Origin of the sequence: Bacteroides fragilis NCTC 9343 (genome assembly GCF_000025985.1) — a bacterium.
GTDB lineage: Bacteria > Bacteroidota > Bacteroidia > Bacteroidales > Bacteroidaceae > Bacteroides > Bacteroides fragilis.
On the sequence record NC_003228.3, the window covers coordinates 1986475 to 2012217 of the forward strand.

The 25743-nt window shown below is 38.2% G+C and carries 14 protein-coding genes, 1 tRNA gene and 1 pseudogene; 13 read left to right on the forward strand and 3 right to left on the reverse strand.

The features are described from left to right. Positions 1-776 precede the first annotated feature (776 nt). Positions 777-849: transfer RNA gene (locus BF9343_RS07880), tRNA-Thr, on the reverse strand. Between the two features lie 198 nt (positions 850-1047). On the opposite strand from BF9343_RS07880, the gene BF9343_RS07885 reads away from it, so the two are divergent. The 5 genes from BF9343_RS07885 (at position 1048) to BF9343_RS07905 (ending at position 7707) form a co-directional block, all read left to right on the forward strand. Further along, on the forward strand, positions 1048-2952 hold the full coding sequence (locus BF9343_RS07885) for a polysaccharide biosynthesis protein (RefSeq protein WP_010992627.1): 1905 nt from the start codon (positions 1048-1050) through the stop codon (positions 2950-2952). A gap of 114 nt (positions 2953-3066) precedes the next feature. Then, positions 3067-5616, forward strand: coding sequence for an SLBB domain-containing protein (locus BF9343_RS07890; RefSeq protein WP_010992628.1), 2550 nt, complete (start codon positions 3067-3069; stop codon positions 5614-5616). 8 nt (positions 5617-5624) lie between these two features. After that, positions 5625-6737, forward strand: a complete 1113-nt coding sequence (locus tag BF9343_RS07895; RefSeq protein WP_010992629.1) for a Wzz/FepE/Etk N-terminal domain-containing protein — start codon at positions 5625-5627, stop codon at positions 6735-6737. Beyond that, positions 6713-7243 carry a UpxY family transcription antiterminator gene (locus BF9343_RS07900; RefSeq protein WP_010992630.1) on the forward strand — a complete coding sequence of 177 codons (531 nt, stop codon included), beginning with the start codon at positions 6713-6715 and terminating at the stop codon, positions 7241-7243. Before BF9343_RS07895 ends, BF9343_RS07900 begins: the two co-directional genes overlap by 25 nt. Further along, positions 7243-7707, forward strand: a complete 465-nt coding sequence (locus tag BF9343_RS07905) for a WbuC family cupin fold metalloprotein (RefSeq protein WP_005795020.1) — start codon at positions 7243-7245, stop codon at positions 7705-7707. Before BF9343_RS07900 ends, BF9343_RS07905 begins: the two co-directional genes overlap by 1 nt. Here BF9343_RS07905 and BF9343_RS07910 read toward each other — a convergent pair. Beyond that, positions 7704-8912 carry an ROK family transcriptional regulator gene (locus BF9343_RS07910; RefSeq protein ID WP_005786608.1) on the reverse strand — a complete coding sequence of 403 codons (1209 nt, stop codon included), beginning with the start codon at positions 8910-8912 and terminating at the stop codon, positions 7704-7706. The genes BF9343_RS07905 and BF9343_RS07910 overlap by 4 nt on opposite strands. Positions 8913-9209: 297 nt before the next feature. Between BF9343_RS07910 and BF9343_RS07915 the strand changes: the two genes are divergently transcribed. The 8 genes and pseudogenes from BF9343_RS07915 (at position 9210) to nanU (ending at position 24055) form a co-directional block, all read left to right on the forward strand. After that, positions 9210-10127, forward strand: coding sequence for a dihydrodipicolinate synthase family protein (locus tag BF9343_RS07915; protein WP_005786611.1), 918 nt, complete (start codon positions 9210-9212; stop codon positions 10125-10127). Positions 10128-10150: 23 nt separating this feature from the next. After that, positions 10151-11335: an AGE family epimerase/isomerase gene (locus tag BF9343_RS07920; protein ID WP_010992631.1), complete on the forward strand. Its 1185-nt coding sequence runs from the start codon at positions 10151-10153 to the stop codon at positions 11333-11335. Between the two features lie 15 nt (positions 11336-11350). Then, a complete protein-coding gene (locus BF9343_RS07925; protein ID WP_005793004.1) occupies positions 11351-12589 on the forward strand; it encodes an MFS transporter in 1239 nt (412 codons plus the stop codon). 14 nt (positions 12590-12603) lie between these two features. Then, positions 12604-13050, forward strand: coding sequence for a YhcH/YjgK/YiaL family protein (locus BF9343_RS07930; RefSeq protein WP_010992632.1), 447 nt, complete (start codon positions 12604-12606; stop codon positions 13048-13050). A gap of 469 nt (positions 13051-13519) precedes the next feature. Next, positions 13520-16849 (forward strand): annotated as a pseudogene (locus tag BF9343_RS07935) (SusC/RagA family TonB-linked outer membrane protein). A 21-nt stretch (positions 16850-16870) separates the two neighbouring features. Beyond that, a complete protein-coding gene (locus tag BF9343_RS07940; RefSeq protein WP_008659443.1) occupies positions 16871-18439 on the forward strand; it encodes a RagB/SusD family nutrient uptake outer membrane protein in 1569 nt (522 codons plus the stop codon). A gap of 747 nt (positions 18440-19186) precedes the next feature. Beyond that, positions 19187-22456, forward strand: coding sequence for a SusC/RagA family TonB-linked outer membrane protein (locus BF9343_RS07945; protein WP_010992633.1), 3270 nt, complete (start codon positions 19187-19189; stop codon positions 22454-22456). 27 nt (positions 22457-22483) lie between these two features. Next, positions 22484-24055, forward strand: a complete 1572-nt coding sequence (gene nanU, locus BF9343_RS07950) for a SusD family outer membrane lipoprotein NanU (RefSeq protein ID WP_005786643.1) — start codon at positions 22484-22486, stop codon at positions 24053-24055. Between the two features lie 113 nt (positions 24056-24168). On the opposite strand, the gene BF9343_RS07955 is transcribed toward nanU, so the two are convergent. After that, a complete protein-coding gene (locus tag BF9343_RS07955) occupies positions 24169-25731 on the reverse strand; it encodes a RagB/SusD family nutrient uptake outer membrane protein (RefSeq protein WP_010992635.1) in 1563 nt (520 codons plus the stop codon). Positions 25732-25743 lie beyond the last annotated feature (12 nt).

Sequence of the window (25743 nt, forward strand, 5' to 3'; positions counted from 1 at the left end):
CGGACATAATTATCCTTAAACTAAAGAACAAGAACAAGGGGGGAAATGTTCTTGATGCCATTGAGCACAAAATGTTTTTATGTAATAGTAATATTGGTAATGTTTTGGTTACCAGTGAACTTTTCGATTGATGCTTTTCAGGAATCTTTGGAAAATCGTTTGCTGACGATAGGCTTTTACTGTGTGTTACGTCGTTATTGATTCTTTTTCTGGCACTTTCTACGCTCAGATCTATTTTCTTTCTGTCAGATGTCGGAAGTGTTGTATGAGCAAATGGCTGTATCTCACATCAGAGTAGTCCGTTTTTGATAGCTTCGTTTATTCCTGCTTTAATAGGATATAGGCGGATCCGATACCCTGCATCGCTATAGCCGTTTGCTTTCATCTATTTGTCAAAATGCTCTATAGTAATAGGATTCATTATAGTCATTGATAAATTGCCTTCGGCTGTTTCGAATACTTTTAATGTACCTTTGTTCATTTGGGCATAACTTTTCCATTCTTCTACTGGAAGTTACTCTATACGATTGCATATAAAGTTATTAAAAATGAATACATAGGATGGATGTTTTTTTGTTGAGATACACAACAAGATAGGAAAATATTTCCTGCTGTTGGTTTTGCCTTTAGAATAGTAAAGGATAATATTGCCATAAGCTATACTTTTGTGACACCCCATCAGACGCTTCCAATGATTTAGATGTGTTCGGTTTCACTTTTTTATAGCTTTGTAAACTGCCCTATATATGATGACCCTTTTATATGTCTTATAAAAGAGCCGCTAGCCAGACTTGAACTGGCGACCTACGCGTTACGAATGCGTTGCTCTACCGACTGAGCTATAGCGGCGTGACACTTTACCGTTTACGGCGTGCAAAATTACAGCTTTATTTTTAAAAACAAAATGAATCTATACTTTTTTCGTGATAATTTCTCTGAAATGTTTATAAAATAAAAAGGTTAGGGATTAAATTAGAAAATAGTTGTAGATTCAAATATTTAAACTCATATTTGCATATTTACTGATAAATCTACTTTTATATTACTATGAATATACGATTTTATTATAAGTATCTTTCATCGCGAGTTGCTTCAAAATGGCTGATACTTGCTGTCGATGTTCTTTTAGTGATCTTTTCAATGTTTCTGGCAAGCCTTTTGCAAATAGGTCTGTCGGCATTAGTCTTTGAGTTTTCGTTGTGGGTGTGGACAACACTGTTTTGTGTAATATTCAATGTGTGCTTCTTTCATCTGAATCGTACTTATGTAGGGGTCATTCGATATTCTTCCTTTATTGATATTTCTCGTATTTTCATTTCCTTAACTTTGGGATATTTGGTTACCTGTGTAGGCAATTTGCTTTGGATGGGGTGGAGTGGACGAGAAGTATTGCCGATTAGTGTTATTCTTACAGCTTATATCGTCAATTTCTCCTTGATGGTCTGTTTGCGTATTTTGGTGAAAATGATCCATGAGTTGATGACTTTCGATCGTAGACATAGTATTCGGGTGTTTGTTTATGGTTCGAAGGGAGCTGGTATTAATATTGCTAAATCATTACGAGTTAGTAGAAGTAATCATTTTAGATTAAAAGGATTTATTTCAGACGATACAGGCTTTATAGGGAAGCAGACGATGGGGTGTAGAGTATATGCGAATAATGAATCTCTGTTTGATATTTTAGAAGAAGAGAGAATTGAAGCTATTATTGTTTCTTCTGAGAAAGTGCACCGACTTGAAACCTCCGGTATGATTGACCGGTTGATAGCCGAGGATATTCGTATTCTTACAGTTCCTCCATTCAATGATCTGGGAAAGGAAGGTATGCAAATAAAGGATATTCAGATAGAAGATTTGTTACAGAGAGACCCTATTCATGTAGATATTCGAAAAATATCTTCCCATATAGAAGGAAAGAGAATAATGATTACGGGAGCTGCCGGTTCAATTGGGCGTGAAATGGTGAGGCAGATAGCCGGATTGAATCCATATAAATTAATTTTGGTTGATCAGGCAGAATCACCTTTGCATAATGTACAATTGGAACTGTTGGATAATTGGCGGGATATTGATGCTAAAATGCTGGTTGCCGATGTGACTAACCAAACGCGAATGGAATCAATCTTTAAAGACTATCGTCCGCAGTATGTTTTCCATGCTGCTGCCTATAAACATGTGCCCATGATGGAAGATAATGTATCTGAAGCCATACAGGTGAATGTGTTGGGTACTCGTATTATGGCTGACTTAGCTGTAAAATATGGTGTGGAAAAGTTTGTGATGGTCTCTACGGATAAGGCTGTCAATCCGACTAACGTAATGGGATGTAGTAAAAGACTTGCTGAGATTTATGTTCAGTCTCTCGCACATCAATTATCTAAATATGTCAATGATGGGGCATTAGTGAAATTTATCACAACTCGTTTTGGGAATGTGCTTGGCTCGAACGGATCTGTGATACCTAGATTTAAACAACAGATAGAGAAAGGAGGGCCGGTTACTGTAACGCATCCTCAAGTTATACGTTATTTTATGACTATTCCGGAAGCGTGTCAATTGGTATTGGAAGCGGGAAGTATGGGTAATGGGGGTGAAATCTATATTTTTGATATGGGCAATCCTGTGAAGATTGTTGATCTAGCCAGAAGAATGATCTATTTGAGTGGGCAGAAAAATATAAAAATAGAGTTTACCGGCTTGCGGCATGGTGAGAAGCTATACGAAGAGTTATTGAATGTGAAAGAGTTCACTTGTCCTACCTACCATGAAAAAATAATGATAGCCAAAGTTCGTGAGTATGATTATGAAGAGGTTAAGCAAGAAATTCAAAAGTTAATAGATTTGAGCTATACTTCTGACACCATGGGAATTGTCGCTTCTATGAAAAAGATAGTTCCTGAATTTGTAAGCAAGAATTCGGAGTTTGAGATATTAGATAAAGCCTCTTTTTAATCTATTTTCGAAAACTTAGGAATGAAATAAATGTATATTATGAAAATAATATATTACCTTTGTGGCCGATTTATAATTTATTAGAGGAACACTAAAGATTAATCAGAATATCTTATGCGTAGATTTATTACACTATTCTTCTTGATTTTTACCTTGTCCGGAGTGGCTGTAGCTCAGCAAATGTCCGATGATCAGGTCGTGCAGTATGTAAAAGATGCTCAAAAGATGGGTAAAACTCAGAAGCAGATTACAACAGAGTTGATGAGAAGGGGCGTTACGAAAGAACAAGTCGAACGCATTCAGGAAAAATATGAAAATGGAAGTGGCAGTACCGGTACACAGAACAACCAGAACTCAACAAGGTCGCGTACGCGTACTCAGCAAAATGATGAAAGTGATTACTCTAATCGCTCTCAAAAAAATCTGAAAGATCAGAAAAATCAAAAGAACCAGAAGAATATAAAAGGGCTTCGTCAGTCGAACAACCAGAAAAACAAGCGTGGAATGGGAGATGAGAATCTGGAAATGACAGATGAAGACATGATGAATGAGGAAGACTGGTCTGACGAGTACACCGTGAAGCCGGAAGAGGATCCGACTCAACAAATTTTCGGACATAATATTTTTACGAACGAGAACCTTACATTTGAACCCAATCTGAATATAGCAACTCCTGTAAGCTATCGTTTGGGACCTGGAGACGAGGTGATTATAGATGTGTGGGGAGCTTCTCAGACTACAATCAGACAAACCATTTCTCCGGAGGGTAGTATTTTAGTCGATAATCTTGGTCCTATTTACCTAAGTGGAATGACTGTTCGTGAGGCTAATAATGCGGTACGTCGTGAATTTGCGAAAATCTACGCAGGTATATCCGGCCCGAATCCTAATACTTCAGTTGATCTGACGTTAGGCAATATCCGTACTATTCAAATTAGTATTATGGGAGAAGTTGCTGTTCCGGGTACTTATGCGCTCTCGGCATTCTCTTCTGTATTCCATGCTCTCTATCGTGCCGGTGGTGTTAATAAGATAGGTAGTTTACGTAGTATTAAAGTTGTGCGTAACGGCAAAAAAATAGCAGATCTGGATGTTTACGATTTCATAATGAAGGGGAAACTGAATGACGATGTTCGTTTGCAAGACGGTGATGTGGTCATTGTTGATCCATATGAATCTTTAGTGCAGATTACCGGTAAGGTAAAACGTCCGATGTTTTATGAGATGAAGCCTTCTGAGACAATGGCTACTATTTTAAAATATTCAGGTGGTTTCACCGGGGATGCTTATAAAAAAGCTATACGCTTAATTCGTAAAACAGGCCGTGAGCATCAGGTTTATAATGTAGATGAAATGGATTATTCGGTATTTAAACTGGATGATGGAGATGTGCTGGCTGTGGATTCGGTATTGGAGCGTTTTGAAAACCGTGTTGAAGTCCGTGGTGCTGTTTATCGTGCCGGTATGTACCAAATCGATGGAACTGTAAACACAGTAAAACAATTAATAAAGAAAGCTGAAGGAGTGAGAGGGGATGCTTTCTTAAACCGTGCTATCATCGATCGTGAGAATGATGATCTTACTCATGAGATGATTCAAATTGATTTAAAGGGATTGTTGAATGGTACTGTAGCTGATATTCCTCTTCAGAAAAATGATATCCTTTATATTCCGAGTATTGAAGATTTGAAGGAGGAAGCAACCCTTACGATTCATGGTGAAGTAGCCAATCCGGGTACTTATTTGTATTCATCCAATATGTCGGTTGAAGACCTTGTTTTACAAGCCGGAGGATTATTGGAGGCAGCTTCGACAGCCCGTGTGGATGTGTCCCGACGAATAAAAAATTCAAAAAGTACTGAATTGAGTAATATAGTTGGTAAGACTTTCTCTTTTGAATTGAAAGATGGTTTTCTTGTAGGAGGTGATCAGGATTTCCATTTGGAACCTTTTGACGAAGTATATATTCGTCGTAGCCCTGCTTATCATCAACAACAAAATGTTACAGTTGGAGGCGAGGTTTTATTTGGTGGACGTTATGCGCTATCAAAGAAGAACGAACGTCTTAGTGATTTGATTTCTAAAGCGGGCGGTATTACTCAAGATGCTTATGTGAAAGGTGCCCGTTTGATTCGTAAAATGACAGAAGAAGAGTTGCGCCGCAAGGAGGATGCACTTCGTATGGCTAATAAGGGTGGAGCTGATTCCATTTCTGTTAAGACCCTTGATGTCTCTGATACTTATTCTGTCGGTATTGAGTTGGAAAAGGCTTTGGCTAATCCGGGGTCAGACTTTGATATGGTATTACGTGAAGGCGATATTTTGTTTGTGCCGGAGTATGTAAGTACCGTCAAAATCAATGGTGCTGTGATGTATCCCAATACAGTATTATATAAGAAAGGCGAAAGTTTGAAATACTATATTAATCAGGCCGGTGGTTTTGCAAGTCTTGCAAAGAAAAAAAGAGCTTTTGTGGTTTATATGAATGGAACAGTGTCTCGTTTACGTACGGGAAATTCTAAAGCGATAGAACCAGGCTGTGAGATTATCGTGCCAAGTAAAGATCCGAAGAAGAGAATGTCGGCAGCCGAAATTATAGGAATGGGTACTTCTGCTGCTTCATTAGCAACTATGATTGCAACGATGGTTAACCTCTTTAAGTAGTAATAACTATGACTGAAGATAAGAATATAAATAAAACGACTCCGCAATCTGAGGAACAAGAAATTGATCTGATAGAGTTGGCTCAGAAAGTTTGGGCCGGTCGTAAATTAGTATTAAAGGTTTGTGGTGTTGCCGTGTTAGTAGGACTTGTAGTGGCTTTTAGTATTCCTAAAGAGTATTCTACAAGTGTAACACTGGCACCGGAAACAGGTAGCAAGTCTTCTACTGGAGGCAGGGGGGCATTAGCCGCTATGGCCGGTATTAATCTTGGCAGTTCAACCGGAGAAGATGCACTTTCTCCCGAATTGTATCCTGATATTGTTAGTTCCACACCTTTTCTATTGGAAATGTTCGATGTGAAGGTTGCTGATCAGAAAGGCAAGATTAATACAACTCTGTATGAGTACTTGGATAAATATCAACGGGCTCCTTGGTGGGGAGCGGTTGCATCAGCTCCTTTCAAAGCATTAGGTTGGGTTGTATCTTTGTTTAAAGATGCACCGGAGGAACAGGGAGATGCAAAGATAGATCCTTTCTATTTGACTGCAGATCAAGCTGGAATAGCGGATGCTTTGAGTCATCGTATATCTGTTTCGGTAGATAAGAAAACAGGAGTGACTACACTTACTGTGACAATGCAGGATCCATTAATTTCTGCAGCATTAACAGATACGGTAATGCATTGTTTGCAAAATTATATCACAGATTATCGTACCAATAAAGCGCGTCATGATTTGGCTTTTACTGAGAAACTATTTAATGAAGCTCAGGAGAACTACTATGAAGCGCAGCAGAAATATGCTCGTTTTATGGATGGTAATCAAAATATCATTATGCAAAGTTTCCGTACAGAGCAAGAGCGTTTGCAGAATGAGATGAATTTAGCTTATGGAGTATTCACTCAAGTGTCGCAACAATTGCAATTGGCGAAAGCTAAAGTACAGGAAATAACTCCTGTTTATACTGTAGTACAACCTGCTACAGTTCCTTTGAGACCGGCTAAACCTAATAAAATCATGATTTTAATTGGTTTTGTATTCTTAGCGGGTGTAGGTAGTATAGGATGGATTCTCTTTGTTAAAGATTTATTGAACGGATGGAAGAAACAGCCAGAAAAATAAAAGAAAATACTTCTTGCTGGTATGCTGTATATACAGCACCGAGAGCAGAGAAGAAAGTGAAGGAACAACTGGATAAGATAGGCGTTGAAAACTATTTGCCTCTTCAACCGGTAGTTCGTTTGTGGAACAATCGCAAGAAAAAGATTTTCATTCCTGTTGTTCCGGGATGTCTATTTGTGCACATCTCCTCTGAGGAGATTGCTCATGTAGCCGGTATTCATGGAGTAGCTTTTTTACTGAAGGAAAAGGGACAATATGTTTCTATACCGGAAGTTCAAATGGAGACTTTCAAGACTATGATAGAGCACTCTTGCGAACTGGTCGAGTTTGCGCCAAATGAGTTTGTTCCTGGAACCGTAGTGCGAGTAATAAGTGGACAATTACAAGGATTGGAAGCTGAGCTAGTTGAGTGCCAAGGAAATAATAAGTTGTTACTGCGAGTTGAAGGGTTGGGATGCGCTTTGGTTACAGTCTCAACGGATTGTGTAGCTTCAAAAGAGGAATAATGAAACTGATTACCGAAGGGCTTCTTGATAAAGTGACTGATCAGGCAAAAGAGAATTCACGCCTGCGGATGAATTACAATTTCCATGACTCCATGGATGCTCCTATTCACAGGATGTTGAATGCTTTGGAGCCGGGAACTTACTTGCCGCCACATCGTCATAAGAATCCGGATAAGGAAGAAGTTTATCTTGTATTGAGAGGTAGCTTGTTGGCTATCCTGTTTGATGATGAGGGTAATGTAACGGAAAAGGTTCATTTGAATCCAGCTGAGGGACATTATGGAATTGAGATTCCTCCCTGTGTATGGCATACTATCGTTGTCTTAGAATCTGGAACCGTTATTTATGAAATAAAGCAAGGGCCTTTTGCTCCTCTTATTCCTGAAAATTTAGCATCTTGGGCACCTCCTGCAACTGATGAGGAGGCGGCCCGAGTATTTATACAGCGAATGCTTGAGCTTTAACACTCAAACATTCTGCTCCTTGCAAGCATGCAAGCTCCGACAATACCGGCTCTGTCTTTTAGTTTTGAAGTGACGATTGCCGAGTCTTTATTGACCAGATTAAGTGAGTACTTGCGGACAGCTGTTTTTATTGGTTGAGTAATGTAGTCTCCTGTCAGCGAAATTGTTCCTCCGATAATGACAAGTTCCGGATTAAAAAGATTGATAAGTCCGGCAATTTGTTTGCCTAATTTCTGCCCGATTTCTTCCACTATTTCAATACATAAAAGATCTTCCTTGTTTACAGAAGCAATGATTTCATCCAAGGTTATAGGATTGTTAATGTCTCCTATACGATTGGATAAGATTGAGTTTTCACCATTTTGTATACGTTCCAGCAAGATGCGGTGTAGCGCAGATCCGGAAGCTTCTGTTTCGAGACAGCCTTTTTTGCCGCAGTGGCAGATAATTTCATTGTCAAAGGTACTGGTGTGGCCGAATTCTCCGGAAAATCCGGATTTTCCTGTATAAATTTTGCCATCGATGATGATTCCAACACCTAGCCCCCAACTGATATTTACGAAGATAATATCTTTTTCGCCATTTACACACCCCTTTAGGTATTCTCCATAGGTCATGGCACGCGTATCATTATCTATTGTTACCTTATACCCTAATTTTTCAGCTAAAACTTCAGATAATGGGCGTTCTTCAAAATTGAATTGACTAAAACTATATCCGGATTCCGGATTAACGCGTCCGGAAACATTTACATTGATATTTAATATTTTGTCTTTAGCTATTGTCAACTTCTTGATAAAATTTGAAATGAGTTTGCATAACTCATTCAATCCTTCTATTGAATTTTCAAATTTATAAGGAATATTCATTTTAAGTTCCATCATATCACCTTTGAAGTTGATCAAGCCGATATTAATGGCAAATCTTTTGATATCGACTCCTATAAAGTAGCCGGATTCAGGATTTAAGCCATATAGGTTAGGGTGCCGTCCTCCACTTGTTTCCAATTTACCATAGTCGTTGATATAACCTTCTTCGCACATTTCACTGATAAACTTAGTGACTGTAGGGACACTAAGATCCAATTCTTTAGACAGGTCGGTAATTGTTGAACTGCCATTATATATATAATGTGTAATAATTTTCTTTTTGAGAAGAGCGCTTTTGGTACCTAGTTCTATTTCTTTTAAAAGATGTTGTTTCATATAGATTAATAATTTTGGTAATATCTACAAAGATAGTTAATTTGTTTATTAATTTAGGGTTTATAAGGTGAAAAGATGTTTCTCTATTGTTTTTAATTAATAATAATAGTGAATGAATTTTATTAAGTAGATCTTTGGAATCTCTTTTTATTAATAAAATATTTTATTATATGATGATTGTTTAATAAATATGCGTATATTTGTAGCGATATACTAAGGATATCAAGAGTGTATTATGAAAAACTGTTCCCAATCTATATTAAAAATCTATATCATTAATATAAAAACGAAATTATCATGGAAAAGATTATTGGATTGATCAATGCCCCTTTTACTCCGTTTTATGAAAATGGAGAGGTTAATTATGAACCAATTGAAGCGTATGCTAAGATGTTAGTAAAGAACGGACTGCAAGGAGTATTTATTAATGGATCTTCCGGTGAAGGATATATGTTGACCGATGAAGAACGTATGAAGCTTGCTGAACGTTGGGTAGAAGTTTCACCTAAAGGATTTAAGGTGATTGTACATGTAGGTAGTTGCTGTGTAAAATCAAGTCGCAAGCTTGCCGAACACGCTCAAAAAATCGGTGCATGGGGAATTGGTGCCATGGCTCCTCCTTTTCCTAAAGTAGGTCGTGTCGAAGAGCTGGTGAAGTATTGTGAAGAAATCGCTTGCGGTGCTCCCGATCTTCCTTTCTATTATTATCATATTCCTGCATTTAATGGAGCATTCTTGTCAATGGTTGCTTTCTTGGAAGCAGTAGACGGTCGTATTCCTAACTTTGCCGGAATAAAATATACTTTTGAAAGTATGTATGAATACAATCAGTGTCGTTTGTATAAAGGGGGTAAGTTTGATATGCTTCACGGACAAGATGAAACGATCCTTCCATGCCTAGCTATGGGAGGTGCCCAGGGAGGTATTGGCGGAACTACCAACTACAATGGTGTAAATCTGGTTGGTATTATAGAAGCATGGAAAGCAGGTGATCTTGAGAAAGCACGTGAATTACAGAATTTCTCTCAGGAAGTTATTAATGTCATTTGTCATTTCCGTGGAAATATCGTAGGTGGAAAACGAATCATGAAGTTGATAGGATTGGATTTGGGTAAAAATCGTACTCCTTTCCAGAATATGACGGACGATGAAGAAGTACGTATGAAGGCTGAGCTGGAAGCTATTCATTTCTTCGATCGTTGCAATAAGTTTTAAGATAAACTAATACTGCGATTGTTATGAATACTACAGAATATTTACAGACTTGGTCTGACTCTTATAAAAATGACATGATAAGCAACATCATGCCCTTTTGGATGAAATATGGTTGGGATCGCAAGAACGGAGGTGTTTATACCTGCGTCGACCGTGATGGTCAGTTGATGGATACCACCAAATCTGTTTGGTTCCAAGGGAGATTTGCTTTTACATGTTCATATGCATATAATCACATTGAGCGTAATACTGAATGGTTGGCAGCTGCGAAAAGCACTCTCGATTTCATAGAAGCACATTGTTTTGATACGGATGGACGTATGTTTTTTGAAGTAACCGAGACCGGATTACCTATTCGTAAACGTCGTTATGTCTTTTCTGAAACATTTGCTGCTATTGCAATGTCCGAATATGCCATTGCATCAGGAGATCATAGTTATGCTGTAAAAGCTTTGAAATTGTTCAATGATATCCGTCACTTCCTTTCGACTCCGGGAATCCTGGAGCCCAAATATTGTGAACGTGTACAGATGAAGGGACATTCTATTATTATGATTCTTATCAATGTAGCTTCCCGCATTCGCGCCGCTATTAACGATCCGGTTTTGGATCGGCAAATAGAGGAGTCTATAGCAATTCTGCACAAAGACTTTATGCATCCGGAGTTTAAAGCTCTGCTTGAGACTGTAGGTCCCAATGGAGAGTTTATAGATACGAACGCCACTCGTACCATTAATCCCGGTCATTGTATCGAGACCTCATGGTTTATTTTGGAAGAAGCCAAGAACCGCAATTGGGATAAGGAAATGGTTGATACAGCACTTACGATTCTGGATTGGTCGTGGGAGTGGGGCTGGGACAAAGAATACGGGGGTATTATAAATTTCCGTGATTGTCGAAACCTGCCTTCACAGGATTATGCCCATGACATGAAGTTCTGGTGGCCACAGACCGAAGCGATTATCGCAACTCTATATGCGTATCAAGCTACTAAAAATGAAAAATATCTGGCTATGCATAAACAGATCAGTGACTGGACTTATGCCCATTTTCCTGATGCAGAGTTTGGTGAATGGTATGGGTATCTCCATCGTGACGGAACGATTTCTCAGCCTGCGAAAGGAAATCTGTTTAAGGGACCATTCCACATTCCTAGAATGATGACGAAAGGCTACGCACTTTGTCAGGAATTACTGTCAGAAAAATAACCTCTTATTTTTATCATGAAAAACTCAAAAATTTATCCTTGGATAGTGGTTGCCCTCCTTTGGGGGGTAGCCCTACTCAATTATATGGACCGACAAATGCTTAGCACAATGAAAGATGCTATGCAGGTAGATATTGTGGAACTTCAGTCGGCAACCAATTTTGGCCGTTTAATGGCTGTTTTCCTTTGGATTTATGGCCTTATGAGCCCGATTTCCGGTATGATTGCCGATAGATTGAATCGCAAGTGGCTGATTGTCGGCAGTCTTTTTGTCTGGTCTTTTGTAACCTATTTGATGGGTATTGCAGAAACATTTAATCAGGTTTTTTGGCTGCGTGCATTAATGGGAGTGAGCGAAGCTCTTTATATTCCGGCCGGTCTTTCTCTTATTGCCGATTATCATACTGAAAAGTCACGTTCTTTAGCGGTCGGTATCCACATGACTGGTCTTTATACCGGACAAGCTATTGGTGGATTTGGAGCTACTGTTGCCGCTGCTTTCTCATGGCATACCACATTCCATTGGTTTGGTATTATTGGTATTGCCTATGCTTTGGTTTTGGTATTATTTCTGAAAGATAAGAAAGAACACGTTAAAACAGAACGTTTGAAACCTTCATCAAAGAATGGTGAAAAAGCTGGCTTGTTTAAAGGTTTGTCGTTGCTGTTCAGTAACATAGCTTTCTGGGTGATATTACTTTATTTTGCAGCACCTAGTTTGCCGGGTTGGGCTACTAAGAATTGGTTGCCTACTCTGTTCGCTGAAAATCTTGATATTCCAATGTCACAGGCCGGACCTATGTCGACTATCACGATTGCATTATCTTCATTTATTGGCGTGATTCTAGGTGGTACCCTTTCTGACAAATGGGTACAAAAGAACATCCGTGGTCGTGTATATACCGGTGCAATAGGCTTGGGATTGACTATTCCTTCTTTATTGTTATTGGGATTCGGGCATAGTTTTGTTGCTGTTGTGGGAGCCGGATTATTATTCGGTATCGGTTATGGTATTTTTGATGCTAATAATATGCCTATTCTTTGTCAGTTTGTCTCTTCAAAGTACCGTGCGACAGCATATGGTATCATGAATATGACCGGAGTATTTGCAGGAGCGTTTATCACGGATTTGTTGGGTAAGTGGACCGATGGAGGAAATTTGGGTTTAGGTTTTGCCATGTTAGCTATCATTGTATTTATTGCTTTGGCAGTACAACTCTACTTCCTGCGTCCGAAGACAGATAATATGGAATAAAAAAATAAAAGGAAATGATTGTATCTAATTTGCAAAACAGTCAACGGGTGGAAAGACTCCACCCACTGTTTAAAACTCTGTTTGATTACGTAAAAACACATGATTTATTTCATGCCGAATTAGGACGAATTGAGATAGATGGTGATAATTTATTTATCAATAACGTGAATCCTGAGTGTGTTGCACGTGACAAGCAAGTTTTGGAACTACATCGCGATTATATTGATGTACATATTTTGTTGGAAGGTATTGAGACTATTGGTTGGAAGGCTATCGAAGATCTGAAAGATGAAGTGAAACCTTATGAGGCGAACGGTGATTGTGCTCTTTACTCTGATGCACCTACCACCTTTGTTGATTTGCTTCCTGGGCAATTCATGATAGTATATCCGGAGGATCCTCATGCTCCTCTTATAGGACAAGGTAAGATTCGTAAATTGATAGCAAAAGTTAAATTGTAGTTAGTTAAAACATATAGTTGAGTTATATAATTACCACCCTAATTATTAAATATTAATAATTAGGGTGGTTTTTTATTGTCACTCATGTTGTAAACTTATATCATCATTACTGGAGTTGTAATCTGATATCTGTATAAGGGGGAGGGGAGGAGGAAATGTTTTGGTGCTGCAAAATACTACTTTGATGTTATATATGACTTATAATCAGCATTATCCTGCTTTTACAATGTTCATGTTTTAAGTGGGGGAATGACTATTATGATACTGTTCTAAATGAATTAAATTCGTACATCATACATTGATAATTAATGTGTTGATATGGGGTTAAGTAGATGATTTATAGGTATGTAATGCTATTGCTTATTTAGTAATTTGAGGGTGATAATTTGATGTGGTTCCGATAGAACTTAGTTTAAATAACCAAAAACACATATAAACATCTTTATTATTAACTCAAAAAGCAATACTTATGAAGAAAACCATCTTCTTGATTTTGTGCATTTTATGTTCTCTTGGAGCCATGGCACAAAAGAAATCAATCACAGGTGTGGTTACGGATGCTAGCGGTGAATCAGTCATCGGAGCGAGTGTTGTCGAGGTCGGTACCACCAATGGTGTAATTACTGACATTGACGGTAAGTTTACATTAATGGTCGATCCTAACGGAAAGATCAAAGTTTCTTATGTTGGATATCAGCCTCAGGTACTCGATGTAAAGGGCAAAAATTCTTTCAATATTAAATTGAAAGAAGACTCTGAAATGTTGGATGAAGTAGTAGTCACAGGATATGGTGGCAAACAGTTGCGTACCAAAGTGACCAATTCAATTGGCAAAGTAAAGGAAGATGTTCTACAAAAAGGACTCTTTTCCAATCCGGCACAAGCTTTGTCTGGGGCGGTATCGGGTGTACGTGTTCTTCAGACCTCAGGTGATCCAGGAGCTACTCCTACTATAATCCTACGTGGTGGTACCGATTATAACGGAACGGGATCTCCATTAGTGTTAGTAGACGGACAAGTCCGTGGAAGTCTGAGTGATATCAATCCTGAGGATATTGAGTCAATGGAAGTCCTAAAAGACGCCGGTGCCACTGCTATTTATGGTGCTCGCGCTAATAATGGTGTAATCTTAGTTACTACTAAACGTGGTAAAGAAGGTAAAGGTGAGGTCAGTGTAAAGGCTAAAGTCGGTATCAACTATTATAATAATCCTTATGAATTTATGAATGCCGGCGATTATATCTATTGGATGCGTACGGCATATCAACGTTCTGGGCAAATCTATAAAGATTCCAAAGGTAATTGGGTTGGTACAGCAGATATGAATAGTCTAAATAATGCAACTCCCTATGGTACGGGTAATCTCTATTTTGATCCTAGTACCGGGGCCGTACTTGATGGAAATAAAGACGTGCGTGCCGTATGGAGTACAATGAAATATACGGATGATCTGGCTTTTTTATTGAAGCAAGGTTGGCAAACCATGACAGATCCTGTATATGGTGATCAAATAATTTATAAGAATACAGATCCTGCCTCGTTCAACCTACATACTCCATCACTTTCTCAAGACTACAATATCAGTATTTCTGGAGGTAACGATAAAGGAAATTATTATGCTGGAATCGGATATAATAATACAGATGGTACAGCTACAGGGAATTGGTATAAACGTCTAACATTTACGTTTAATGCTGATTATAAAATCAAACCTTGGCTTACATCCAGTTCATCGTTTAATTTTGCAGATGCTACTTGGTATGGACTTTCTCCTGGTTCCAGAGGTGAAGTGGAATATTTCAATCGAATGCTTTCATTACCTCCTACATTCCGTGGTTACAACGCTGATGGTGAAATGTTATTAGGTCCTAATTCTTCTGATGGGAACCAGTCATTCAATTTAAGTAAGTTTAAGCGTGATAACAACACCGACAAATTTACCATGGTACAATCCTTCGATATAAAATTAATGAAAGGACTGAATTTAAAGTTGACAGCAAACTGGTACTTTGATGAAGCTAAATATGAAGCATTCAATCAAGACTACTTGTCAAGTCCCAATAACATGAATACATCTCGTTCTACATCAGCAGAATTTGATAGAACGCTCAATCAGACCTACAATGCGGTTTTAAATTATGATTATCAAATTACGAAAGATCATTATCTGGCTGCAATGTTAGGTTTTGAATACTACGATGCTTATCAAAAAGGATTTAACGCTTCTGGATCGGGTGCTCCGACTGACGATTTTGGTGATCTTCAATTTACAAGTAATGAAGAAGGAAAACGTAATATTGATTCATGGCATAGTCGCCAACGCATTATGTCTTTCTTTGGGCGTGTGAATTATGACTTCCAAAGCAAATATTTGGTATCATTCGTATTAAGAAAGGATGGCTACTCTAAATTAGCAAAAGACAACCGTTGGGGAGTATTTCCCGGAATTTCAGCAGGATGGGTTTTCGGAAAAGAGAAATTTATGGAATCCCTCCAACAAGTAGTTTCCTTTGCCAAATTGCGCGCAAGTTATGGATTGAATGGAAATGTAAATAAAGATTAGGTCGGTAATTACACAGTGCAGGGATCTTACGGAAGTAATAAATATAACGGCAATACTGGGTATCTATTAGGTTCTCTCCCTATTCCTTATTTGCAATGGGAACGTTCACAAACTTTTGAAGTAGGTATGGATTTAAGTTTTCTTGAAAACAGAATCAATACTAACATGACGTATTACAATCGTAGAACGGAAGATAAATATGCCACTATTCCTTTGCCATCTTCATCAGGGGTTTCTGGTATAACCTCAAATAACGGTAAATTACAGAATCAAGGACTTGAGCTGGAATTTGGTTTTAAAGTGCTTGAGAAACGTGATTGGAAGTGGAATATCAATCTGAACGCTGCCTATAACATAAACAAAATTCTGGAATTGCCATACAATGGACTGGAGAGAAATCGTCAGAATGCCATGGAGGTGTATACAGGTCGCAAATTGGATGATGGCAGCTATGAGAAGATGTGGGTAGGAGGTTATCAGGAAGGACAGCGCCCAGGTGACATCTATGCATACAAAGCAGAAGGATTATACAGAAGCGAATCCGAAATTCCAGGAAATTTGATCGATAAGTCTACAGGAAATAACAGCTCAAACAATAAGATTTTGTATGGTCCGGAAGCATGGGCTAAATTAACAGATCAGGAAAAAAGTAAAGGTTTACCTATACAACCTGGAGATGTAAAGTGGAAAGATGTGAATAATGATGGCGTCATTGACGTATATGATCAAGTGAAAGTCGGTAATACAACGCCCAAATGGACTGGTGGCTTCAATACGACTGTATCATGGAAAGATCTGACATTATCAGCACGTTTTGATTATGCTTTAGGCTTTACTGTAATTGATTGGAAGACTCCTTGGATCATGGGTAATATGCAGGGAACTTATAATACAATCTCAGATACCAAAAATACATGGTCACCTGAAAATCCAAACGCCAAATATCCAACTTACACGTGGGCTGATCAGTTAGGAAAACGTAATTATGCACGTAGTAGTTCTATGTTCACTTTCAATGGTAATTATCTAGCTCTTCGTGAACTTAGCTTAGCATATAGATTGCCCTCACAATTAATTAAAAAAGCTGGAATGAACGATGTTTCCTTCTCTATTACTGGACAAAATCTTGGCTATCTGACAGAAGCTGAGCATATGCACTCTCCTGAGAGCAGTAGTAATAATGGAGGATATCCATTACCACGAACTATTATTTTTGGAGTAAATGTTTCCTTTTAAAAAATTAACATTGTAACAAATATGAAAAAGATAACATCTATTTTATTATTCTTATCAGCGTTGCTGTATGTTTCATGTGACGCTTTAGATCTTTCGCCAGAAGATTATTACGGCAGTGGTAACTTTTGGACTAAAGAAGCTCAAGTAGAAGGATATATGAATGGCTTACACAATAATTTACGAAGTTCCTATACCATGTTTTATGTACTTGGGGAAGCTCGTGGAGGTACATCTCGTTATGGCACATCTTCGTTGGGTACATCTATGTCTTATAGTGATCCTATTAAAAACAATATGTTGACTAAAGACAATACCGGTATTAGTAATTGGTATGATTTATATGGTAGAATTATGCAGGTAAACCATTTTATATCGGAGGTGTCAAACGGATGTTCCTTTTTAAGTGAAAGTAAAAAAGGATTTTACTTGGGACAGGCATACGGTTTGAGAGCATTGTATTATTTTATGTTATATAAAACTTATGGTGGCGTACCTTTGATTACTGATGTCAAAGTGCTTGAAGGAGGAAAGATATCTGCAGATGCCCTTTATACGGAACGTTCTACTCCTGAAACAATACTCAAATTTATTAAAAGTGATCTTGAGGCTTCTGAATTAAATTTTGGAAATAATGTTACTATAGATAGAGCAATGTGGACAAAATATGCAACCTTAATGTTAAAAGCTGAAGTTTACATGTGGTCAGCAAAAGTGACTACAGGCGATCATCAAGCCACAGGAAATAGTGATTTGGCAATTGCTCAGACAGCTCTCCAGCCTTTAATCAACCAATTCTCGTTATTAGATAATTTTTCAGAGGTCTTCTCTAAAAAAGCAAATGATGAAATTATTTTTGCCATTCGTTTTAAAGATGGAGAAGCAACTAATTGGGCCGGTCCTTTTATTTATTATGGTAATATATTCGAAGGGCAACGCTATGGCCGTGATGGCAAATTAATGCAGGATACTTTAGATTTGAAAGGGACAGTAGGGCAATTCCTTCATGAATATAAGAAGGCACTTTGGGATTCATATGATGATGAAGATATGCGACGCGACGCTACTTTCATGGATCATTATGGTAGTGCCCAAAAGGAAGGATTTGGCATTGCTATGAAAAAGGGTATCGGTTCTGTCAATTCTAACAACCAGCGTATATTTGATACAGATATTATTGTATATCGTTATGCCGATGTACTATTGATGATGGCAGAAATAGAAAATGCCCTTTCAGGAAAATGTGCAAATTACGTTAATGAAGTACGTAAGCGGGCTTATGGTAAGAACTGGCATCCACAATTCGCATACACTGATGGAAGTTATGCTGACAATGAGTTAACTATTTTACATGAACGTGATAAAGAATTTGTTTGGGAAGGTAAACGTTGGTTTGATGTAGTACGTATGCACGATGCAAACGGAAAATCATTAGCTTTTTCAGTAGCAGCTAATTATCCCAACAATGAGACTCCTGATGAAAGAGTTCCATTAATTAAAGAAAGTGAAGCCCATAAGTTGTTGTGGCCGATAGACGTCAATACATTAAATAATGACCCAAAATTGGAACAAACACCAGGGTATGATAAGTGAGAAATTGAAGACATCACTTAGAAATATTCTTTAAATACCATCAATATAAGCCAACTGACAATAAATCAGTTGGCTTTTTATTGTTAATCTATTCTCCTGCTGAAAGCAGAGCACACACATTTTATAGACTTTAGGAAATTATTCTGATAATATTATTAGGGTATTTTCAACTCTATATACCTTAAAAGTAATTAAAAACACTTATTATAAAGAGGAGGCTATTTATTCTTTTCAAGTCACATACGAAACTTCTTCTTAAGATTGGAAACAGTCTATTTGTGTTTATAAATTCAATTACTTTTTCACAATATCGGCCATATACTAACTACGGTTGGCCATATAATTCTACTTTCGATATTACTTTATAGCTTTATAGCTGAAGATTGTATAATAATGTTAAATACATTATTGTGATTATTGCTATACTTGCTTCTTTCCTTGTCTTTCTTTTTCGCACTCGATCAAGAAAAGCATTTTTATTATTTCATGGAATGGATTTATACCTTTTTCCTTTTTCATGGAGTATTTCTTTATTATTTTATACTGTTATGATACCATCGCTTTTTAGCTGAAATAAGTATTGAAATCTTCATTTGTTTTTGATTTTTACAGATTCAATCTATTGATTATAAATGCGTTATGCGATAATTTTATTACGTATTTTTTCTCCATTTTCGCCTACCGTCCCGATAGAACTTAGTAAAAACAATTATAATTTTCTTTATTATTAACTAAAAAGCAATACTTATGAAGAAAACCATCTTCTTGATTTTGTGCATTTTATGTTCTCTTGGGGCCATGGCGCAAAAGAAATCTATCACGGGTGTGATTACAGATGGTGCCGGTGAGTCAATCATTGGTGCAAGTGTCGTTGAAGTTGGTACAACTAATGGTACCATAACTGACTTTGACGGCAAGTTCTCTTTAACGATAGCTACTGGTGCTAAATTTACAGTTAGCTATATTGGGTATAAATCTCAGACGATTACTGTTGGTGCTGAAAATACCTATAATATAGTACTGAAGGAAGACACAGAAGTGTTGGATGAAGTAGTGATAACAGGATATGGAGGTTCACAAAAGCGTGCTACTTTGACTACTGCTATCTCTAAATTGGATAACTCGGTACTTAAAAATGCGGCTTTCAGCAACGCAGGACAATCCTTGCAAGGCTCTGTAACAGGACTCCGTGTTGTTAACAAAACAGGTCAACCCGGTAGTGAACCGGATATTACATTACGTGGTGGTGCCACTATTACAGGTGATAATAGTAAAGCACTTATCGTAGTTGATGGTATTGTCCGCAATAGCATGAGCGATATCAATCCTTCCGATATTGAGTCGATTCAAGTCCTTAAAGATGCTGCTTCAACCGCTATTTATGGAGCGCGTGCCAATGGCGGTGTTATTTTGGTTGAGACTAAAAGTGGTAAAGAAGGTAAAGCATCTGTTAACTATAAATTCAAAATGGGTGTGAATTTCGCTCGTAAAGGTTATGACTTTTGCGATGCGCACGACTACATCTACTACAATCGTTTAGGTTACAAAAGAACCGGACGTACCAATGTAGATACACAAATGGGATATGGTATTGGTAACAATCTATTTGACATCCGTTATTTGACAGATGAAAACGCTAACTTAAAGAATGAAGGTTGGGCTTCTATGGCAGACCCATTTTATGATGGAAAAACAATTCTATATAAAGACTACTCAGGTGAGTTGGATGATGTTGTTTTCAATAATAGCGCTTTGACACAAGACCATTATGTAAACATTACAGGCGGTAACGATAAAGGAACCTTCTCTGCCAGCCTAGGCTATTACAAAGAAGATGGTCAGATTAGAGGTACCGGATACGAACGTTTCAATGGAGCATTGAACGGTTCGTATAAAGTATTCCCTTTTTTGACGGTAAAGGCAAATGCGACTTACTCTTGGTCAACTCAACCGGAACTCTGGATCGGTCAATATGAATTTTTCTACCGTACACGCTCTCAACGTCCGACATGGAATCCTTGGAATGAAGATGGAACTCCGGCCTCCGGTTTCGGTACAGGAGACGGTAATCCCGATTATTACAGAGATAAGTTGACGAGCGAGAACAGCACTAATAAATCAACCTACAGTGTTGGATTTGCCCTTGACATTTTACCTAAAAAATTAGTGTTAAATGGCAATGCTTCACTTTATCGTTATGACTGGCAGAGAGAGAAGTTTAATAAATCTTATCAAGCTCAATCTTCCGCAACTCCTGACAATACACGCCAGGCTGAGGCTTATGTTCAGAAATACAATCAAATTCAGTTGAACGGAACACTGACATACACAGATACTTTTGCAGAAAAGCATAATCTGGAAGCAATGTTAGGAACCGAATATTTCACTTATGATCAGTTCGATTTTGAAGCTAAAACTCAAAATTCTCCGACTGATGATATTCCTACCTTAAACGCAGGCTCTACAAGAACTTATACTTCAACAACCAAAACAGCATATCGTATTCTTTCCGGATTCGGACGTATTAACTATAACTACGATATGAGATATTTAATTTCGTTTGTTGCTCGTTATGACGGTATTTCGAAACTGAAAGATAATCGTTGGGGATTCTTCCCGGGTGTGTCTGTCGGTTGGAATATTATGGAAGAAAGATTCTGGAAAGACTCTAAGATATCAGGAGTTATTTCTAACTTGAAACCCCGTTTGAGCTATGGTGTCAATGGAAATGTGAATGGAATCGGAAATTTTGATGTATATGGTGCATATTCACAAGTAGGCGCAAAAACATACGGAGGTTCAACCGCATTCTACAATTCAGGTTTGGTAAACACTGGATTACGTTGGGAACAAAGTCAGTCATTTGAAGCAGGACTTGACATCGGATTCTTAAATAATCGTTTGAGCTTTATCTTCGACTATTATAACCGTACTACAAAGGATTTGTTAACCAAACAAGCTCTTCCGGGATATACCGGTTTCACGGAAATCATGACCAATATGGGAACTCTGCGTAATTATGGTTTTGAAATGGAAGTCAGAGCTAATATTCTGAATAATCCGAAAGGGTTAACATGGGATGTAACAGCCAACTTGTCTTCTGTTGCAAACAAGATCGTAAAATTGCCCTACAATGGTAACCCCAATAATCGTGTTGGTGGTTATGAAGTAGCAACCGGACGTAAAAAAGCCGATGGAACAGATGAAACCAAATGGATCGCCGGTCGTCAGGAAGGTGGTAAACTGGGAGAACTAGTTGCCTATAAACAAAACCACATATTCAAAGATTGGGATGATGTGAAAAAATATGCCAATAATCGTATCGATGAGGTAGCCAACTTATATGGTCCGGGACTTGCAGCCCAATATGCCGGAAAAGAGGGATGGCAACCTATCGAACCGGGTGATGTTTGCTGGGAAGACATTAATGGCGATGGTGTTATTAATGGATACGACCGTCAAGTAGTAGGAAATATATTCCCAAAAGTTACCGGTGGATTCTCTACTACATTGGGTTATAAAAACCTCTCCTTATATGCCCGTTTCGATTATGCTTTAGGACATACGATTTATAATGACCTTGCAGCACGTTCATTGGGGCAATATCAAGGTTCGTTCAACATCATTAAAGAAGTTAAAAAAACATGGAGTGAAACAAATACCGATACTGATCTGCCTGCATTCTATTATGCCGACCAGTTAAGTAAGAAGAATATAACACGTTCAAATAATGGTCTTACGGCTATTGACAATAACAGTTCACGTTTCTATGAAAAAGGTGACTATTTGGCCCTTCGTGAACTGACATTGAACTATAATCTGCCTAAAACATGGATTAGTAAAGTAGGCATGACAGATGCCTCAGTTTATGTAACAGGTCAGAATCTATTCTATATCACCGGATACACAGGCGTTTCACCTGAACCGGCTGTAGATACGACTTATGGCCGTGGAATAGATAACGGCCGTTATCCTACTCCGAGAACAGTTTTATTCGGTTTGTCAGTGACATTCTAATTATATATGACTAATACAAATAGCATTATGAAGAAAATATTTACATATATGTTAGCAGGGCTTTCTCTCCTGCTGTTTTCAAGATGTGATGCGCTGGATATTGATCCTACCAGTTCTATTGCAGATAGTAATTACTGGAAGACAGAGGCCCAGTTCAGCACTTTTAATGTGGGGTTGCACGCATTGCTTAGAGAATGCAGCTTTAACTTTTTCTTGTTAGGTGAGCCTCGTGCAGATATTTACGGAGATGTTCCTTTCGGAGGAGAAGCAACTCAAGGTATGGAGCGTCTGCCTTTCAATACAATCAATAAAGAGAATACAGGAATAAGCAACTTCGCAGGAATGTACAAAGTGATCAATCAGATCAATCTGATGATAGCCAAAACAAAGGAAACGACAGTACTCTCCGAAGCTGGTAAAAACTATTACTTAGGCGAAGCTTATGGAATGCGTGCTTATCTTTATTTCCATTTGCTACGCTCTTGGGGAGATGTTATCCTCTATCTTGACTATACGAATGGGGCTTCTTTGGATTTAAGCAATCTATCGAAAGCAGCTTCTCCTGCGGAGGAGGTGATGAAACAAATCAAAGAAGACATTACAGCGTCCGAAAAAGGATTTGGCAGCGATTATTCTTTCAAATATGGCAGATATTACTGGTCGATGGCTGCTACACAGATGTTAAAAGGTGAGGTTTATTTATGGAGTGGTCGCCAAATGGGTGGCGGTACAGCCGACTATACTACAGCCAAAACTGCTTTGCAATCAATCGTCAGCAATGCAAATGTTAGTTTGCAAGATGATTTCTCAAAAGTATTTGCTTATAACAATAAAGACAACTCTGAAATCATTTTCTCAATACGCAACGCTAAAGACGAGTATAATATGTGGGACGATAGATTCAGACAGAACCTAGTGCCCCAACAAGCATATATGACCTCTACTTATTGCAATAAAGAGGGAGTGTCATTTAAAGATTTGCCCGAAGGACAATTGAACGGTTTGATTCGTCTACAGATAAGATATGATTTGTACAATAAAGCATTCCGCGATGGAGACACCCGTAAAGATGCTTCTATGACGGCAGTCTACCAGAAACAGCAGGATGGTACAGTTAAATATATTGCTCCATTTTGTAATAAATACCAGGGAGTTCTACTTGATGGAGCTTCACAACGTAGCTTCTTGAATGATTATCCAATCTACCGATATGCCGACTGCCTGTTATTGCTTGCTGAGGCTAAAGCATTGTTGGGTGAGGATCCGACTGCCGAAATTAATCAGGTCCGTGAACGTGCTTATGGAAAAGAATTCTTTGAAGCCAACAAAGCTACATTGGCTTATCCCAATGATAAAGGAGACTTCTATACAGATAATAAATATATGTCCGGCGACGAAGATCCTTTGGAAGCTATTTTGAAAGAACGTATGCGTGAGTTTATGTTTGAGGGAAAACGTTGGTATGACTTAAGATTGCTCGGTGCAGACTATGTGACTAAACGTACTTCAGCCGTTGCTACCCGCTTATTATGGCCGATCAACGAAAGTGTATTGACAGATAATCCGGCATTAAAACAAACTCCGGGATATCAGAATTGATTATCAAGCATATCAACTTTCAGATATGACTGAAAAAAGAAGCTGCCTCCAAGAGTATTGGGGCAGCTTCTACATGTAATAAATAATCGTATTTAAAACCTATTGACTAAGTTTTATTTTTCATATCCGGGGGTCTGTTTCAGCAAGGGGTTGACACTCATGACATTTACATCAATAGGCCATAACAGCTTGTATTCTTCACTCGGATCCAAAATCGATTTGTCTGCCGGATAATTAGCCGTAGCAGAAAATGCCAGAGACTTACCGTTGGCATCATGCATACGAACCACATCAAACCAACGTTTACCTTCCCAAACAAACTCTTTATCGCGTTCATGGAGAATGGCTAATTCGTTTTCCGCATAATTTCCTTCAGTATATTTATTAGCTTCATAATCGGAGCCATATGCACGTTTACGTACTTCGTTGATATAGCCGGCACATGGATTTCCAAGACCATTTTCGACTTCAGCCATCATTAACAGAGCATCAGCATAACGATAGACAATGAAATCGGTATCGTAAATACGGTTATTATTTGAATTGATAGAACCGATAGCTTTCTGCATGACGCAGCCAAAACCTTCCTTGTTCTTTTTAGTATAATACTCTAAGAATGTCGCATCACGGCGAGTATCTTTTTCATCGTAACTTTTCCAGAAATCTTCTGTGTATTCATGGCGGAAAACGCCGCCTGTACCTTTCAGATTTAATGTATCTGTTTCGATTTTCTTGTCATCGCGACCGTAAACCTGTCCAATGAACACCGCATCCTGATAAAGAAACATACCTCCCCAATTGGTTGCCTCACCATCTGCAAAATGTAAAGTGAAAATAACCTCAGCATTGTTTCTATTGGAAGTACTGAACACATCACTAAACTTATTCAATAGCTGGAATTTACCAATTATCCCATTTAAGGCGTTTTTGGCGATCTCCAAATCAGATTTTCCGGAAGCAGTATAACCATTAATGGAAACTTTTGCAGCCCACATATAGATTTCGGCTTTTAACATTAAGGTTGCAGCTTTGGACCACATTGTTTTATCATGCTTGTTATTTATTTCCGTTGTGCCAAAATAACTTTCTGATTTTCCGATATCTTCTTTTATGAAAGATAAAGTAGCTTCCGGGGTAGCACGTTCAACGTAGAATTTGTCTGCGGTAACTTTACCATCCAACAACTCCACAGTTGTGACTATAGGTACACCACCATAAGTTTTATAAAGCATAAAATAATAAAGTGCCCTTAAACCGTATGCCTGTCCTAAGTAGGTTTTTCTATCTGCTTCACTTAGGAAAGCACACTCATTTTCAACTTTTTGAATAAAGTGATTTACTTGCATAATAGGACTGTATAGTCCAAACCAGTTAGTGAATCCCGGATTATCTTGACTTAAGGTATTGGTACGCAGTATAGCGTAGTCCAAACTCGTATTTTGAGAAGAGCTGCCAACGCGTTGTGTACCACCACGCAGTTCTCCCAAGCAATAAAACATGTCATAGTTTCCTCTCAATTGAGAATGCATTCCGTACATGAATCCTTCTACCTGGGCTTCATTATTCCAGTAATTACCACTTCCGAAATAATCTTCGGGAGCAAGGTCCAACGCATCACATGACGTATAAAGAACAGATGATACAAATAAGGAAATGATATATATTATTTTTTTCATAATTTATATTTT